The sequence below is a fragment of the Pseudomonas sp. NPDC089569 genome, from assembly GCF_050280625.1.
Lineage (GTDB): Bacteria > Pseudomonadota > Gammaproteobacteria > Pseudomonadales > Pseudomonadaceae > Aquipseudomonas.
In genome coordinates, this window is record NZ_JBNNVQ010000001.1 from 1 (window position 1) to 13,989 (window position 13,989).

Genomic DNA, 13,989 nt, shown 5'->3' on the forward strand with positions numbered 1-13,989 from the left:
CGACTGGGCGCTGTACATCACCATTGGTTTCCTGGTGTTGACGGCCATCGTCTGGTTCGGCTTCGAAGCCCGGCGCTTCCAGGGGCCGCCGGTGGGCGATGTGATCCTCAAGCGCCAGGCGGAAATCGCGGCGGCCGAAGCGGTGTTCAACAAGCAGTCCGGGAACTGATAACCGCGCGCACGAACGGTAGAAAACAAAATCCGATGCCTGAAGGGGCATCGGATTTTTTATCGGGCAAGGCAACAACAAGGCGTGCCGTTATGGCCCTGGCCTGACTTTGCGGCTCATGGCTCCCTGGGTTCTTCAGCGGGCGCGGCGAACCATTTGTCCCTGGGTACCCATTTTTCCTGGCGCGGATCGCCGAAGTAATGGGGTGACATGATCTGCACGCCGTACTCATTGAACACATCCTGAATGTTGCCATGCAGTTCGCTGAGCAATACGGCCCGTGGCCGCGGCTGGCTGGGGATGGCCTGGGCCACCAGGCGGTACTCCGGGTAAAAGTCCGAGAGCGCTGTCTGGAACACCAGCGGCGAAGGTTCGGCCAGAATGCCCGACGTTCGCCTGGCCGCCTCCAGCAGCATGGCTTCGACCTGTCGCCACGGAGTGTCGTAGCCGATGGTGACGACCGTGTCGACCACGTAGCCGGGGCCTTGCACCGTGCGTGAGTAGTTCTTGGTGACCGTGCCGGTGATCAGCGAGTTCGGCAGCGTCAGGACCTCCCCCAGGCCGGTGCGGATACGCGTGGTGAACATGCCGAGTTCAGTGACCGTGCCCTCGTATTCACCAATGCGCACGAATTCTCCCGGCCGCAAGGTCCGGGTGTAGGTCAGGATCAACCCGGCGGCGGCCTGCCCGACCACGCTCGTGGCCCCCAGCGAAATCATCAGGCCGATCAGTACCGACAGCCCCTTGAACGCATCGGTGTCCGCACCGGGTAGATAGGGGTAAGCCATGGCCAGGGCGAACAGCCAGATCGCCAGCGACGTCAACCGCGTGGTCGGTTGCAGGGTTTCGTAGTTCAGCCAGCTGAACGTACCGGGGGTCGCCAGCCGCTTGAGCAGACGACGGCTGAAGGCTGTGGCGCCACGGGCGATGAAAAAGATGGCCAGCGCGACGCCAAGTCCGGGTATGGCGCCGATAATGCCGTCAAGCACTTCGCGCGCGATGTTGAGCAAGTAACTGTTGAGGCTTTCTCCCCAGGGCCGGGTATAGGGAAAACGCGAAAGGACAAAGCCCAGCCATTCGTAGGTGAGCAGCAATATCACGATCCAGCGCAGCAGCCAGAACACACGGCTGACCAGCGAGTAAAGATAGTTGGCATCGAACACCTGGGTGCGCCCGACTTTCAGTGCCTGTGTGTGCCGCTGCATCAGCTCGGGCAACCGGCGGTGCAGCTTGAGACGCAAATGCGCCAGGCCTCGCAGCAACGCGAAGTAAATGACGGTCGCCAAGGCGACGGCGGCCAGGGCCCTGAGCATGAAATGCATCGAGCGCGCTTCGCCGGTTTCAGCCACCACCTGGCGCAATTTCCGTGCGCAATCTTCGGCCATGTCCCGCACCGAGGCGTATTCGGCGGCATCCAGATCACCGGGGGAAACAATGAACGCACGCTTGGCGCCCAACAGCACCATGTAACTGCTCTGGATCGGATCGACGGTGACGGTCAGTTCCTGCTCTTCATCGAGTGCTTCACTGATCACGGTTTTCGCCCGTTTCATCCGCGATTCCGGTGCTTCCCCCAGCAATGTGGCGCGAAACACCATGATGCTGCGGTTGGCGACTTTCAGCTCGGCGGGTGTCTCGGCGACGCTGGTCACCTCGACTGCCCGAGCCAGAACGGACCCAAGCAGCAAAAGGCTGGCTGCAACCATTGCAAGCACCCTGCTTCGCATCGATTCACTCCTTATGCCTTGGGTTCAGGGCGTTGAAGTCGAAGACCCGGAATGTATCGCAGCGTAGTTGAACGATGAGTGGTTGTCAGATTCGCGCAGATGCAACACCACCGGGATTTCACGGACGATGCCGGTGAAGGCGTTTTCGTGGACGGCGCATGACGCGTGGCCTTCTTCGCTGTAGGAGCCAGGCTTGCCGGCGAAGGCGTTTTCAAGGACGCCGCATGACGTAATGCCGCCTTCGCGGGCAAGCCTCGCTCCTACGGGGCAAAGGCGTTTTCAGGGACGCCGCATGACGTGAGGCCGCTTTCGCTCAGATCGTTCCCACGCAGAGCGTGGGAACGATCAGTCGGATCACCGCACTTCGACTACCCTCTCACAGTGCACCGGGCAGCAATCGGCTCGCCCCCCGGCCCAAAGAACCTCTTGCGCAAATGAAATGGAGAACGTCCATGCTCAAACGTACCCTGGCAATGGCCATCGGTTTGACCCTGTCGGTCTGTTCCCTGCTCACCCAGGCTGCCGACACCCTGAAGGTCAGCGCCATTCCCGATGAAGCCCCGACCGAGCTGCTGCGCAAGTTCAAGCCACTGGGGGCTTACCTTGAGCAGCAACTGGGCATGAAGGTCGAGTTCGTACCGGTGAGCGATTACCCGGCCGTGGTCGAGGCGCTGGCCACCGACCGGATCGACCTGGCCTGGCTCGGCGGTTTCACCTTCGTGCAGGCGCGCCTCAAGACCGGCAACGCCATTCCACTGGTACAGCGTGAACAGGACGCGCAATTCACCAGCAAATTCATCACCGCCGACCCTGCCGTGAAATCCCTCGCCGACCTCAAGGGCAAGACCTTCGCCTTCGGCTCGGTGTCTTCGACGTCCGGCAGCCTGATGCCGCGCTATTTCATGCTCAAGGACGGCATCAAGCCGGAAACCTACTTCAGCCGCGTCGGCTACTCCGGTGCCCACGACGCCACCGCCGCCTGGGTCCAGGCCGGCAAGGTCGACGCCGGGGTACTCAATGCCAGTGTGTGGGAAAAACTGGTCGCCGCCGGCAAGGTCGACACCAGCAAGGTCAAGGTCTTTGCCACCACCCCGGCCTACTTCGATTACAACTGGACCGTGCGCGGTACTCTCGACCCCGCGCTCGCGGCAAAGATCAAGGCTGCCTTCCTGGCCCTCGATCCGGCCAAGCCGCAGGACAAGGAAATTCTCGACCTGCAGGCCGCCAGCCGTTTCATTGAAACCAGCCCCGAGAACTACAAGGGCATCGAAGAGGCCGCACGCGCCGCCGACCTGCTCAAATGACACTGCATCTGACCGGCGCCAGCCTGACTCACAGCAACGGCGTCCACGCCTTGTGTGATGTCGACCTGCGCATCGGCGCCGGTGAACAGGTCGCCATCATCGGCCCGTCCGGCGCGGGCAAGTCGAGCCTGCTCAATGTGCTCGCCACTGCCCTTCGCCCGGACCGTGGCGAATTGCAGGTGCTGGGTCATCAACCCTGGCGATTGTCGGCGCACCAGCGTCAGCGCCTGCGCGCACGCATTGGCCTGGTGCATCAATCGCCGCCCCTGCCGCCGCGCCAACGGGTCATCACCGCCGTGCTGGCCGGCAAGCTCGGCCAGTGGGGGTTGGGCAGAAGCCTGCTCAATCTTTTGCATCCGGTGGATGTTCCGGGGGCGCGCGCGGCATTGGCCCGACTGGACCTGAGCGACAAGCTGTTCGCCCAGTGCCAGCAACTGTCCGGTGGCCAGTTGCAGCGCGTCGGCATTGCCCGTGTGCTGTATCAGGCGCCACAGGTGTTGTTGGCCGACGAGCCGGTGTCGGCGATGGACCCGGTGCTGGCCGGGCACACGCTGTCGGTGCTGTGCCGCCACGCCCGGGAGCACAACGTCACGCTCGTGGCCAGCCTGCATGCGGTGGAACTGGCGCTCACGCATTTTCCACGCATCATCGGCCTGCGTGACGGGCGGATTCTGTTCGACTTGCCGGCCGCAGACGTGGATCACGAACGGCTCGACACGCTTTACGCCAATGAACAATTGCAATCCCCCCCGGCGCCACCCGCGCCCCTGAGTGTGCAGATTCCCCGATGCTGACCCGCGACTCCCGAGACCCGGCAGCATGGCCGCGCCTGCTGCTCGGCCTGCTGGCCATTGCCCTGTTGTGGCCGGGTATCCACCTGAGCGAGCTGGATCTGGGTGTGCTGGTGGCGTCCAGCAGTCATAGCGAAATGGGCCGTTTCGTCGCGACCTTCTGGCCTCCCGCCCATGGCGACGAATTTCTCCAGCTGCTGTGGCAAGCCACCTTGCAAACCCTGGCCATCGCCACGGCCGGCATGGCCCTGGCCTTGCTGCTGGCCGTGCCCGCCAGCCTGCTGGCCAGCCGCGCGCTATCACTGTCGGCCGCCTCTCGTGCGGGGCGCCCCGGCACATGGGGCCGACTGCTGCGCTGGCCGGTGCGTGGCTTGCTGATTTTCCTGCGCAGCGTGCCGGAAATCGTCTGGGCCTTGCTGTTCGTGCGCGCCGTCGGCCTGGGCCCGACCGCCGGGGTGCTGGCGATCGCCATCACTTACAGCGGCATGCTCGGCAAGGTCTACGCGGAAATTTTCGAATCGGTCGACCAGCGTCCGGTCCATTCACTGCTACAAGCCGGTAGCGGCAGGCTCGCGGCGTTCGCTTATGGAGTTCTGCCCAATGTCGCGGCGGAACTGCTGTCGTACACCGTGTACCGCTGGGAATGCGCCATCCGCGCCTCGGTGGTGATGGGTTTTGTCGGCGCCGGTGGCCTGGGCCAGCAAATGGACCTGTCGTTGCGCATGTTCGCCGGCGGTGAAGTGGCCAGTCTGTTGCTGACCTTTCTGGTCCTGGTGCTGCTCGCCGACCAACTCAGCCGCCTGCTGCGCTGGAGGCTGACATGAATCGCCTGATCAACCTGGCCCTGCTGCTGTGCATCGGCGCTGCGGTGATCGCTTCGTTCAGCTACCTGGGCATCGACCTCGGTGCGCTGGGCGCCGGCGACAACCTCAGGCAGATGGGCCTCTATGCCCGGCGCTTTCTCAGCCCGGACTTGAGCACGGCGCATTTGCAAGCCATCGGCCATGGCGCCCTGGAAACCCTCGCCATGTCCGCCCTCGGCACCCTGCTCGCCGCGGTGTTGGGCCTGATCCTGGCGCTGCCGGCGGCCGGTCGCTTCGGCTGGCCGTTCAAGAGTGTGTCGCGCCTGCTGCTCAACGCCCTGCGCGCCATCCCCGAGCTGGTGTGGGCCGCGCTGATGGTCCTGGCCGCCGGGCTCGGCCCGAACGCCGGCACCCTGGCCCTGGCCCTGCACACCACCGGCGTACTTGGCCGGCTGTTCGCCGAAGCGCTGGAAAACACGCCGCCACAACCCTCCGAAGCCATTCGCCTGCAAGGTGCCAATGCCGTGTGGGCCTTCTGCTATGGCACCCTGCCCAACCTGCTGCCGCAGTTGCTGGCCTACATCCTGTATCGCTGGGAAAACAACATCCGCATGGCCAGCGTGCTGGGGTTCGTCGGCGCCGGTGGCCTGGGCCAGATGCTCTACGTCAGCCTCAGCCTGTTCCAGGAAGCCCAGGCCAGCACGGTCATCCTGGCCATGCTGCTCCTGGTCCTGGCGGTGGACTCCTTGAGCAGCTGGAGCCGCCAGCGTTGGGTCAAGGCATGACTTCAATCCGCTACGCTGTGGGTTGATGCCGGCTCAAGCCGGGTATTTTCCAGTCGGCTGAACGCCTCGACCCGCACGCCACCGGCCACGCTCACACCGGGGCCGAACACCACGCACGGTTCGATGCAAACGTCAGCCGCCAACTGGGTGTCGGCACTGAAAAACACCGTGTCCGCCGCCACCAGACTGACGCCCGAGAGCATGGCGGCACGGCGTCGGCGCTGCTGGAAAATCCGCTCGGCGGCGTGCAATTGCTCGCGGTCGTTGACCCCGAGCACATCGTCCTCCTCCACTTCGACCGCCGTGACGGGCAGACCGGCGCCGTTGGCCACGACCACCGCATCGGTGAGATAAAACTCGTTCTGGGCATTGCGGTTGCCAATGCGCTCGAGCAACCACAGACAGTTGTCGGCACGCAAACCCATGACCCCGCCGTTGCAGAAGTCCACCAGCAACTCCTGCGCGCTGGCATCCCGGGCCTCGCGAATCGCCCGCAAATGGCCATCCTGCACCAGCAATCGCCCATAGGGTCCTGGGGTTTCGCTGCGAAACCCCGCCACGGCCACCGCGGCCCCCTCGATCAGCGCCCGGCGCAAGCGCTCAAGCGTCTGCGCACCTATCAATGGCGAGTCGCCAAACAGCACCAGTACGCAACCTTGCGTGTGCGCCTGCAACGCCTCGCGGGCGGCGAGCAGCGCATGGGCCGTACCGAGTTGCCGGTGCTGGGTAAACACCCGCGCGGCCGGCGCCGCCTGTTCCAGATACTGCGCGACCGCTTGACCACCCGCCCCCACCACCACGGCCACTTGCTCGACACCGGCGGCCTCGACCGCCGCCAGCACGTGGCCGAGCAACGGACGATTACCCACCGGGTGCAAGACTTTGGGCACCTGCGAACGCATGCGCGTGCCCTGCCCGGCAGCGAGAATCACCGCCAGGGTCGGCCACAGAACCTTGTCGCTCATTGCCAATCCCCTGTATGCGCCAATGCTTCAAGCCGGGTCGCGATAGAACACGTCATCGGCGTACGGATACCACCAGTCATGGATTTTGGGCTGGTGATCGATGATGACCATTTTCGAGCGCCGGAAGGCATCCAGGCCCTGACGCCCCAGTTCCCGGCCCAGACCGGACATCTTCCAGCCGCCGAACGGCAGTGCATCGTTGTCGATCAACGGGTTGTTGACCCAGACCATCCCTGCCTCGAGTCGGTCGGCAGCCTCCATGGCTTCGGCAAGATCGGTAGAGAACAGCGATGCGCCCAAGCCAAACGGCGAATCGTTGGCCAGCCGTACCGCTTCGTCGAAATCGCTGACACGGCAAATCGCCGCCACCGGGCCGAAACACTCTTCCTGAAGGATCGCCATGTCCGCCGTGACATCCGTGAGGATGGTCGGCTCATAGAACCAGCCCACCGTGTGCTGCGGCGGAATGCGCCCGCCACAAACCAGCGTCGCGCCCTTGGCCAGCGCATCGTCGACCAGGCGCATGACCTTGTTGCGCGCGGCCTCGCTGACCATCGGCCCGATTTCCGAGCGTTCCAGGCCATGGCCGATACGCAGGGCACGGGTGCGCTCGGCGAAGCGGGCGACAAACTCGTCATGGATCTGGTCGACCACATAGAAGCGCTCGGCCGAGGTGCAGATCTGCCCACTCAAGTGAAACGCGGCGGTGACCGCGCCCGCAGCGGCGACCTCCAGCGGCGCATGCCGGGAGATGATCATCGGGTCACTGCCCCCGGCCTCGATCACGCAGGGTTTCATTTGTCCGGCACAGGCCATCGCCACGGCCTGGCCTGCCGCCACGCTGCCGGTAAAGGCCACGGCATGGGTGCCGGGGGACTTGACCAGCGATTGCGCGGTCAGCGCATCCCCCGGCACGCAGGCCACCAGCCCCGCCGCCAGCGTGGTGAAGTGCTCCATGAATTTGAGGGTGCACAGCGTCGTGGCTTCTGCCGGTTTGACGATGCAGGCATTACCCGCCGCCAGGGATGCGGCGACCGTCCAGCACATCAGCAGAATCGGAAAGTTGAACGGCATGATGTGCACGCTGACGCCATAGGGCTCATGGCGTACATGTTGGAAAGAGCCGATTTGCGTGGTGCCGGCCACCTTGCCCGCATCGTCCCGGGCCATTTCCGCGTAGTAGCGAAAGATCGGCGCGGCGTTTGCCAGTTCGCCCATGGCCTCGGGAAACGGCTTGCCCATTTCCAGGGTCATCAAGCGCGCGACTTCACGGTTGCAGACATCGTTCTGCTCGATGGCGTTGGCCAGCCGATGCAGGCAGGCCGCGCGGCTTTTCGCGTCGACCAGTCGCCACTGTTTTTGCGCGGCGGTCGCCGCTTCGATGGCGGCCTGTACGTCGGCTTCATCGCACACCCCGACCTGTCCCACCGGTTGCAGGGTTGCCGGGTCCAGCACCGTACGCACCCGTGCGGTGTCGATTGGCAGGTACGTGGCGTTGAGGAAACATAAGGCAGTGTCAGGGGTGAAGGTCATGGGATGATCCTTGAACCAGTCGATAAGGGGTTTGGCGCAATGCCTGCAGGGTTGCCGGTGGCAATGGCTCACGCCATGCCGGCATATGGCGGTCCAGCCAATCGCGAAGCGGCCCCAGGGCCTGGGCCTCCAGCGCCTGGACAAACAGCCCCAGGGTGCGCGGCAGGTGGGCCAGATAACCGTGCTTGCCATCGCGCCCGGCCAGGCGCACGAAGATGCCCAGCACCTTGGCGTGACGCTGGGCGGCCAGCCGTCGGTAGTCCTCGAGAAAGCGCGGTGCGTCCAGTTCCGGACGCTGCTTCAAGTAGTGCAGCAGCAGTGCCACGCGCCGGGCTTCGGAGACGTCACGCCGGGCGTCTTCGAGCAGCGACATCACGTCATACGCCGCAGCACCCACCAGCGCGTCCTGAAAGTCCAGCAACCCGCAGGCAGCGACGCCTTCACGCCCCTGCAACAGCATCAGGTTGTCGACGTGAAAATCACGCAGCACCAGGGTTTCGCGTCGCTGCGCGACATCGGCACAGACCTCTGCAAACAGCGCCAGATACGACTCACGCAGTGCCAGCGCAGCCTCCTGGCCAATCAGCAGTGGCGCGTACCAGTCGATGAACAGAGCATATTCGTCACTCAGTTGCAGGGCATCGTAGACACCTTGCCCGGCGTCCGGCGCCGCGCGGTGCAGGGTCACCAGAGCATCGATCGCCAGGCGATACAACTCACCCTCCGGATGCCCGGCGGCCAGCAACCGGGTGTAGGTGTCGTGGCCGAAATCCTCGATCAACGCAAGGCCGGCCTCCTCGTCGACCTCGAACAGGGCCGGCGCCGACAAACCCAGCTGCCGCAATTGCCGGGCCACCCGCACGAAAGGGCCGATCGGCTCGCTGTGCGGCGGCGAATCCATCAGCAACAGACCGGCGCCGTCCAGGCGAAAATAGCGCCGGGTCGACGCATCCGCCGGCAACGCAACCAGCGACGCGGCGGCATGCCCGGCACGCGCCAGAAATGCCGCGCGCCGGGCTTCGCGGGCCGGCAGTGACGCAAGAGCCTCTGTCATGGCGATCACCGGATCATGTAGACCTTTTTCACGGTCTCGTGGACGGTGCACACGCCCTTCCAGTCCTTGCGGAAGAAAGCGGCCGTGTCGGGCTTGATCTCGATCACTTCGCCGGACTCATGCACATAGGTGCAGCGGCCTTCGAGGAAGTGGCAGAACTCGTCGCTGGTGACGTGACAGAACCATTTGCCCGGCGTGCAGATCCACATGCCGCATTCGGACTGGCCATCAGGGCCCTTGTGCAGCACCACGCCAGAGACACGGGACTGGCCTTCGAGCATGGTCGGGATCACGCCCCAATCCTTGACTTCAGTGATGTTCAGCGGGTCATACAGAAACGGGGTTGTCATTGTTCTTCTCCAGTAAAAATAAGCTTCAAGCCAGCATGTAAACGTTGCGCAGGGTTTGCCGCACGTGGCATTCACCGCTCCAGCCGGCCGGGAACAGCACCAGGGTATTGGCGCGAATTTCGATCACTTCGCCATTGTCATGACGGTACGTGGCATCGCCGGCCAGGAAATGGCACAGCTCATCGCGGGGGATCGACAGCCGCCAGCGCCCCGGCGTGCACACCCACAAACCGCTTTCCGGGCTGTTGTTCGGCCCCTTGAACAGCAAACGCCCGCTGGACTGCGAGACACCTTCGACGGCGTCGCTCTGCACGCCCCAGTCCACCAGGTCGGTGCGATGGCTGACGTCTTCGAGGTACGGCGTGAAACCCGCCGTGGTGGATTGATCAGGCATCGTTGAGCACCTTGTCGAGGATGGCGGCCGCGTCTGCCGGGCCCTTGCGTGATTGCATCTGCGCGCTGGTGCGCTGCAGGCGTTGTTGCATCGCTTGATCGCCCAGGCATGCCGACAGTTTTTCTGCCAGTTGCGCCTCGCTCCAGTCATAGCGGTCGAGCTTGAAACCGTGGCCGCTTTCTTCGGCGCGCATGGCGTTGTCGTGGCCGTCCCAAACGTAGGACATGACGATGGCCGGTTTGCCGAAGAACAGGCATTCGGTGAAGCTGTTGTTGCCGCCGTGGTGAATCACCGCATCGACCTGGGCAATCACCGAGGGCTGCGGGAACCAGTTGGAAATCTGCACGTTTTCGGGCAAATCCTGGTACTTGTCGACGTGCTCGCCGACATTGAACAGGGCCCGGTACGGCAACTTGCCGATAGCGGCTATCAGGCGCTTGAGCAGCTCGACATCGCCGGAGCCCAGGCTGCCGAAGCTGATGTACAACAAGGGTTTGTCGTTGTGGGCAGCGAAAGCCGGAATGTCGTAATGGGTATCGTGGCGCACACAGCCTTGCAGGTAGTGAAAGCGCTCGGCCGGCAATGGATGGCGGCGCTCGAACTTGACCGCATCCGGGTACAACAACAGGTTCATGTAAGGCGAGGCTTCGAAGAACGTACCCAGCGGGTAAGGCTGCTCGCCGTGGGCTTGCAGGAACTGGTTGAAGTCCTCGTGAATCGGCCCGACCACCTCTTCGAAGCGCTGGCGAAACTGTGCATGGCCGGCCTTGTCGTCGATGCTCATGCCCGACAGGTGCGGCGGGATATCCGGGTCTTCGATTTCGTTCTCCGAGCAGGAGATGATCCGCACCCATGGCTTGCCATACTGCTTGATCGCCGGAAACAGGATCACGTTGTCCACGCAGACCATGTCGGGCTTGACCTTGTCCAGCACGGCCGGCAAATCCTTCTGCGCCCACTTGGCGGTCTCGACGATGGCGGCCCAGCATTCCTTCACATAGTTATCGATCTGATCGAGTGGCGACTTGCGAAAGTTGGGAATGTGGCCGTTGATGAAGTCGACCCAGTAACGGGCCATTTCCTCTGCCGGCATCGGCGCCGACATATTGACCACGTGCTCTTCGAACCCGTAGCCGGCATACACGCCGCTCATGCCGGGGTCCGTCAGAAACACCGCTTTGTGTCCCAGCGCTTCACACGCCTGGGCGATACCGACTGAGTTCAATGCCGGGCCGTAGGCGGCTTCCGGGAAGAAGGCGATCACTTTCTGTTTCATCGAGTTGCTCCTGCCTGGTCTTTTTATTGTTCAGCGCGTCAATACCCGGGCGTGGCGCGGTTGCCAGCCCAGCCGGATGGTCTTGCCAATGGAGAAATCAGCGAATTCGCACTGCGACGACGGCACCCGCACGATCAAGGGCTTGTCGCACAGCGGGGTCTGCACATGCAGGTTGGTGTCGAGGCCGTGGTAGGCGATCTCGACGATCCGTCCCTCGACCTGATTGATGCAATCGTTGCCCTGCCCGCCCAGAACCTGCAGGCGTTCGGGGCGTACGACCAGGGCCACCGACTGCCCGGGAACCAGCGGTGCGTCGGTGTCGACGGTCAGTTCCTGGCCGTTGACCCGCACCGAGCGCTCGCCTGAACGCACACCCTCCAGCAGATTGCTGACGCCGATGAAGTTGGCGACAAACCGGCTGTTGGGGTTTTCGTAGAGTTCGCTCGGGCTGCCGCACTGACAGACCTTGCCGCCGTCGAGCACCGCCATGCGGTCGGACATGACCAGCGCTTCTTCCTGGTCGTGGGTGACGATGATGAAGGTGATGCCGCTTTCCAGTTGCAGGCGCTTGAGTTCCAGCTGCATTTTTTCCCGCAGCTTTTTATCCAGCGCGCCCAGCGGCTCATCGAGCAGCAGCACCCGCGGACGCTTGACCAGTGCCCGCGCCAGGGCGACCCGCTGGCGCTGACCGCCGGAGAGCTGATCGGGCTTGCGGTCGGCCAGCGCGGCGAGTTGCGCGGTGTGGAGCACCTCATCGACCCGGCGACGGATTTCCATGTCGGGCAAGCGCTCCATCTCCAGCCCGTAGGCAATGTTCTTGCGCACGGTCATGTTGGGAAACAGCGCATAGGACTGGAACATCAGGTTCAACGGCCGCTTGTTGGCCGGCAGCGGCGAGATGTCCTTGCCGTCCAGATAGATGCAACCGGCGCTGGGCGTCTCGAAGCCTGCGAGCATGCGCAGCAGCGTGGTCTTGCCGCAGCCGGACGGCCCGAGCAGGGCGAAGAATTCGTTTTCGCGGATGTTGAGCGACACCTCATCGACCGCCAGACCATTGCCATAAGACTTGCTGACCTTGTCCAGGATCAGTACCGCAGATGAGTTATTCATGGGTGCGAGGTGCCTTGTTGAGACGCTGCGAAGCCAGCAGCGCGGTGATGCTGACCAGCATCACCAGCGTCGCCAGGGCGTTGATTTCCGGGGTGACGCCAAAACGGATCATGGCGTAGATCTGCATCGGCAAGGTGGTGGAAGCCTGGCCGGAGCCTGAGTTGAAAAAGGCGATGATGAATTCGTCCACCGAGAGGGTGAACGCCAGCAAGCCACCGGCCAGCACACCTGGGAAAATCGCCGGCAACAGCACCCGGCGAAACGTGGTGAACCAGCTCGCGCCGAGGTCGATCGAGGCTTCGAGAATCGCGTAGTCGAAATGCTTGAGCCGTGTGCGCACCACGGCGCAGACGAATGCAATGTTGAATACCGCGTGGCTGATGATGATCGAGTGCAGGCCCAGGCCCACCTTGAGCAGGTTGAAAAAGCTCAGGAGCGCAATCGCCAGCACGATGTCGGGAATGATCATCGGCGCCATCAGCAAGGTGTCGACCACCTGCCCTTTTTCATCGCCCTTGCGGCGCATCTCGATGCCCAGTGCCAGGAGTGTGCCCAGCACGCAGGCAATGAAGGTGGCCGACAACGCCACGATCAGTGTGTTGAGGGCCGCCGACAGGACCGCCGAGTTATGCGCCAGCGCCGCGTACCACTTGAGCGACATCCCGCCCCAGGCGGTCGGCAGGCCCGACTTGTTGAACGACAGGAGGATCAATACCAGGATCGGCACATAGAGGAAGGCATACACCAGGCCCAGGTGCGCATTCAGTACAGTGCCGCCGGCAGAACGTGGCTGGCTCATGGACGGCCCCCTTCTGCACGACGGGCAAGCAATGCCTGAATGAACAGCAGAACCAGCATGATCGCGATCAGGAAGAAACTCAGCGCCGCGCCGAACGGCCAGTCCCGCGCGGTCAGGAATTGCGCGTAGATCAGGTTGCCGACCATCTGCACCTGCTTGCCGCCCAACAGGTCGGCGGTGATGAAGTTGCCGATGCTCAGCACGAAGACAAACACCGCACCGGCCGCCACCCCCGGCACGCTCAGCGGCAGGATGATCCGGCGAAAGGTCATCCAGCCCGAAGCGCCCAGGTCCCGCGAGGCGTCCCAGAGTTCGTTGTTGATGCGCGACAGCGACGAGAAAATCGCCAGGACCACGAACGGGATGTAGTTGTAGACCAGCCCCAGCACCACCGACGCTTCGGTGTAGAGCAGGTTGACCGGGTCACCGCTGTAGCCCAACAGTTGCAGCAGGCGGTTGATCAGGCCCTCGCGATTGAGCAGGACGATCCAGGCGTAGGTACGGATCAGGTAATTGCTCCAGAACGGCAGCATCACCAGGAACAGAAACACCGCCTGCCGGCGCCGTGGCGCCCGGGCAATCGCATAGGCTGCGGGGTAGCCGATCAGTACGGCGAAGACCGTCGCCAGCCCGGCAATCCTGGCCGACTTGAGCAGGATGCCCAGGTACAGCGGATCGAATGCACGCTGGTAGTTTTCCCAGGTGAACAACCAATCGATACCGCCATAGGCACCGCGCTCGACGAAGCTGTAGACCAGCACCAGCACACAGGGCATCACCAGAAAAGTCAGCAGCCAGCCGAAGCCGGGCGCAAGAAGCCAGGCCGACAGACGCCTGTCAGCATGCAAAGCACTCATTAACCGTATCCTCCCGCCTCAGGACTGAGGCGGCTTGCCAGCGTGGCGAGGCATGCCAGGCATGCCTCGGTG

Annotated in this window: 14 protein-coding genes and 1 pseudogene; 5 read left to right on the forward strand and 10 right to left on the reverse strand. The window is 63.5% G+C overall.

Annotated features, from left to right (window positions below):
- Positions 1-169, forward strand: a pseudogene (locus ACQKP2_RS00005) (amino acid permease); the annotation flags it as partial.
- Between the two features lie 116 nt (positions 170-285).
- Here ACQKP2_RS00005 and ACQKP2_RS00010 read toward each other — a convergent pair.
- Entirely contained in the window at positions 286-1,896 is a 1,611-nt protein-coding gene (locus ACQKP2_RS00010) for a mechanosensitive ion channel family protein (protein WP_427573253.1), read from the reverse strand.
- A 452-nt stretch (positions 1,897-2,348) separates the two neighbouring features.
- Here ACQKP2_RS00010 and ACQKP2_RS00015 point away from each other — a divergent pair, with 452 nt between their 5' ends.
- From ACQKP2_RS00015 to phnE, 4 genes are read left to right on the forward strand one after another with little or no spacing between them, the layout of a single operon-like run.
- Positions 2,349-3,200, forward strand: coding sequence for a putative selenate ABC transporter substrate-binding protein (locus ACQKP2_RS00015; protein WP_427573255.1), 852 nt, complete (start codon positions 2,349-2,351; stop codon positions 3,198-3,200).
- On the forward strand, positions 3,197-3,994 hold the full coding sequence (locus ACQKP2_RS00020; protein WP_427573257.1) for a phosphonate ABC transporter ATP-binding protein: 798 nt from the start codon (positions 3,197-3,199) through the stop codon (positions 3,992-3,994). The genes ACQKP2_RS00015 and ACQKP2_RS00020 overlap by 4 nt, the downstream gene beginning before the upstream one ends.
- Positions 3,988-4,815 carry a PhnE/PtxC family ABC transporter permease gene (locus ACQKP2_RS00025; RefSeq protein ID WP_427573260.1) on the forward strand — a complete coding sequence of 276 codons (828 nt, stop codon included), beginning with the start codon at positions 3,988-3,990 and terminating at the stop codon, positions 4,813-4,815. Before ACQKP2_RS00020 ends, ACQKP2_RS00025 begins: the two co-directional genes overlap by 7 nt.
- Positions 4,812-5,579, forward strand: a complete 768-nt coding sequence (gene phnE, locus ACQKP2_RS00030) for a phosphonate ABC transporter, permease protein PhnE (RefSeq protein ID WP_427573263.1) — start codon at positions 4,812-4,814, stop codon at positions 5,577-5,579. The genes ACQKP2_RS00025 and phnE overlap by 4 nt, the downstream gene beginning before the upstream one ends.
- Before the next feature lie 2 nt (positions 5,580-5,581).
- Here the strand turns inward: phnE and ACQKP2_RS00035 are convergent, their stop codons facing one another.
- From ACQKP2_RS00035 to ACQKP2_RS00075, 9 genes are read right to left on the reverse strand one after another with little or no spacing between them, the layout of a single operon-like run.
- The gene (locus ACQKP2_RS00035) at positions 5,582-6,544 is read right to left on the reverse strand and encodes an NTP transferase domain-containing protein (protein WP_427573266.1); all 963 of its coding nucleotides are present in this window, start codon (positions 6,542-6,544) and stop codon (positions 5,582-5,584) included.
- A 27-nt stretch (positions 6,545-6,571) separates the two neighbouring features.
- Positions 6,572-8,077 (reverse strand): aldehyde dehydrogenase family protein, encoded by a 1,506-nt coding sequence (locus tag ACQKP2_RS00040; RefSeq protein WP_427573268.1) that lies wholly within the window; start codon positions 8,075-8,077, stop codon positions 6,572-6,574.
- Positions 8,061-9,131, reverse strand: coding sequence for an aminoglycoside phosphotransferase family protein (locus ACQKP2_RS00045; RefSeq protein ID WP_427573271.1), 1,071 nt, complete (start codon positions 9,129-9,131; stop codon positions 8,061-8,063). The genes ACQKP2_RS00040 and ACQKP2_RS00045 overlap by 17 nt, the downstream gene beginning before the upstream one ends.
- Positions 9,132-9,136: 5 nt before the next feature.
- Entirely contained in the window at positions 9,137-9,481 is a 345-nt protein-coding gene (locus ACQKP2_RS00050) for a cupin domain-containing protein (protein ID WP_427573273.1), read from the reverse strand.
- A 25-nt stretch (positions 9,482-9,506) separates the two neighbouring features.
- Complete coding sequence (locus tag ACQKP2_RS00055; RefSeq protein ID WP_427573275.1) at positions 9,507-9,875, reverse strand: cupin domain-containing protein; 369 nt, start codon at positions 9,873-9,875, stop codon at positions 9,507-9,509.
- On the reverse strand, positions 9,868-11,151 hold the full coding sequence (locus ACQKP2_RS00060) for a nucleotide disphospho-sugar-binding domain-containing protein (protein WP_427573278.1): 1,284 nt from the start codon (positions 11,149-11,151) through the stop codon (positions 9,868-9,870). The genes ACQKP2_RS00055 and ACQKP2_RS00060 overlap by 8 nt, the downstream gene beginning before the upstream one ends.
- A 30-nt stretch (positions 11,152-11,181) precedes the next feature.
- Positions 11,182-12,261 (reverse strand): ABC transporter ATP-binding protein, encoded by a 1,080-nt coding sequence (locus tag ACQKP2_RS00065; RefSeq protein WP_427573280.1) that lies wholly within the window; start codon positions 12,259-12,261, stop codon positions 11,182-11,184.
- Entirely contained in the window at positions 12,254-13,060 is an 807-nt protein-coding gene (locus ACQKP2_RS00070) for an ABC transporter permease (protein WP_427573283.1), read from the reverse strand. The genes ACQKP2_RS00065 and ACQKP2_RS00070 overlap by 8 nt, the downstream gene beginning before the upstream one ends.
- A complete protein-coding gene (locus ACQKP2_RS00075; protein ID WP_427573286.1) occupies positions 13,057-13,917 on the reverse strand; it encodes an ABC transporter permease in 861 nt (286 codons plus the stop codon). The genes ACQKP2_RS00070 and ACQKP2_RS00075 overlap by 4 nt, the downstream gene beginning before the upstream one ends.
- Between the last annotated feature and the right edge of the window lie 72 nt (positions 13,918-13,989).

Bases quoted from the DNA above. Each gene is read 5' to 3' on its own strand.
- ACQKP2_RS00045 (WP_427573271.1), bottom strand. From the start codon at position 9,131: ATGACAGAGGCTCTTGCGTCACTGCCGGCCCGCGAAGCCCGGCGCGCG.
- ACQKP2_RS00050 (WP_427573273.1), bottom strand. From the start codon at position 9,481: ATGACAACCCCGTTTCTGTATGACCCGCTGAACATCACTGAAGTCAAG.
- ACQKP2_RS00035 (WP_427573266.1), bottom strand. From the start codon at position 6,544: ATGAGCGACAAGGTTCTGTGGCCGACCCTGGCGGTGATTCTCGCTGCC.
- ACQKP2_RS00010 (WP_427573253.1), bottom strand. From the start codon at position 1,896: ATGCGAAGCAGGGTGCTTGCAATGGTTGCAGCCAGCCTTTTGCTGCTT.
- ACQKP2_RS00055 (WP_427573275.1), bottom strand. From the start codon at position 9,875: ATGCCTGATCAATCCACCACGGCGGGTTTCACGCCGTACCTCGAAGAC.
- phnE (WP_427573263.1), top strand. From the start codon at position 4,812: ATGAATCGCCTGATCAACCTGGCCCTGCTGCTGTGCATCGGCGCTGCG.
- ACQKP2_RS00065 (WP_427573280.1), bottom strand. From the start codon at position 12,261: ATGAATAACTCATCTGCGGTACTGATCCTGGACAAGGTCAGCAAGTCT.
- ACQKP2_RS00020 (WP_427573257.1), top strand. From the start codon at position 3,197: ATGACACTGCATCTGACCGGCGCCAGCCTGACTCACAGCAACGGCGTC.
- ACQKP2_RS00060 (WP_427573278.1), bottom strand. From the start codon at position 11,151: ATGAAACAGAAAGTGATCGCCTTCTTCCCGGAAGCCGCCTACGGCCCG.
- ACQKP2_RS00070 (WP_427573283.1), bottom strand. From the start codon at position 13,060: ATGAGCCAGCCACGTTCTGCCGGCGGCACTGTACTGAATGCGCACCTG.
- ACQKP2_RS00075 (WP_427573286.1), bottom strand. From the start codon at position 13,917: ATGAGTGCTTTGCATGCTGACAGGCGTCTGTCGGCCTGGCTTCTTGCG.
- ACQKP2_RS00025 (WP_427573260.1), top strand. From the start codon at position 3,988: ATGCTGACCCGCGACTCCCGAGACCCGGCAGCATGGCCGCGCCTGCTG.
- ACQKP2_RS00040 (WP_427573268.1), bottom strand. From the start codon at position 8,077: ATGACCTTCACCCCTGACACTGCCTTATGTTTCCTCAACGCCACGTAC.
- ACQKP2_RS00015 (WP_427573255.1), top strand. From the start codon at position 2,349: ATGCTCAAACGTACCCTGGCAATGGCCATCGGTTTGACCCTGTCGGTC.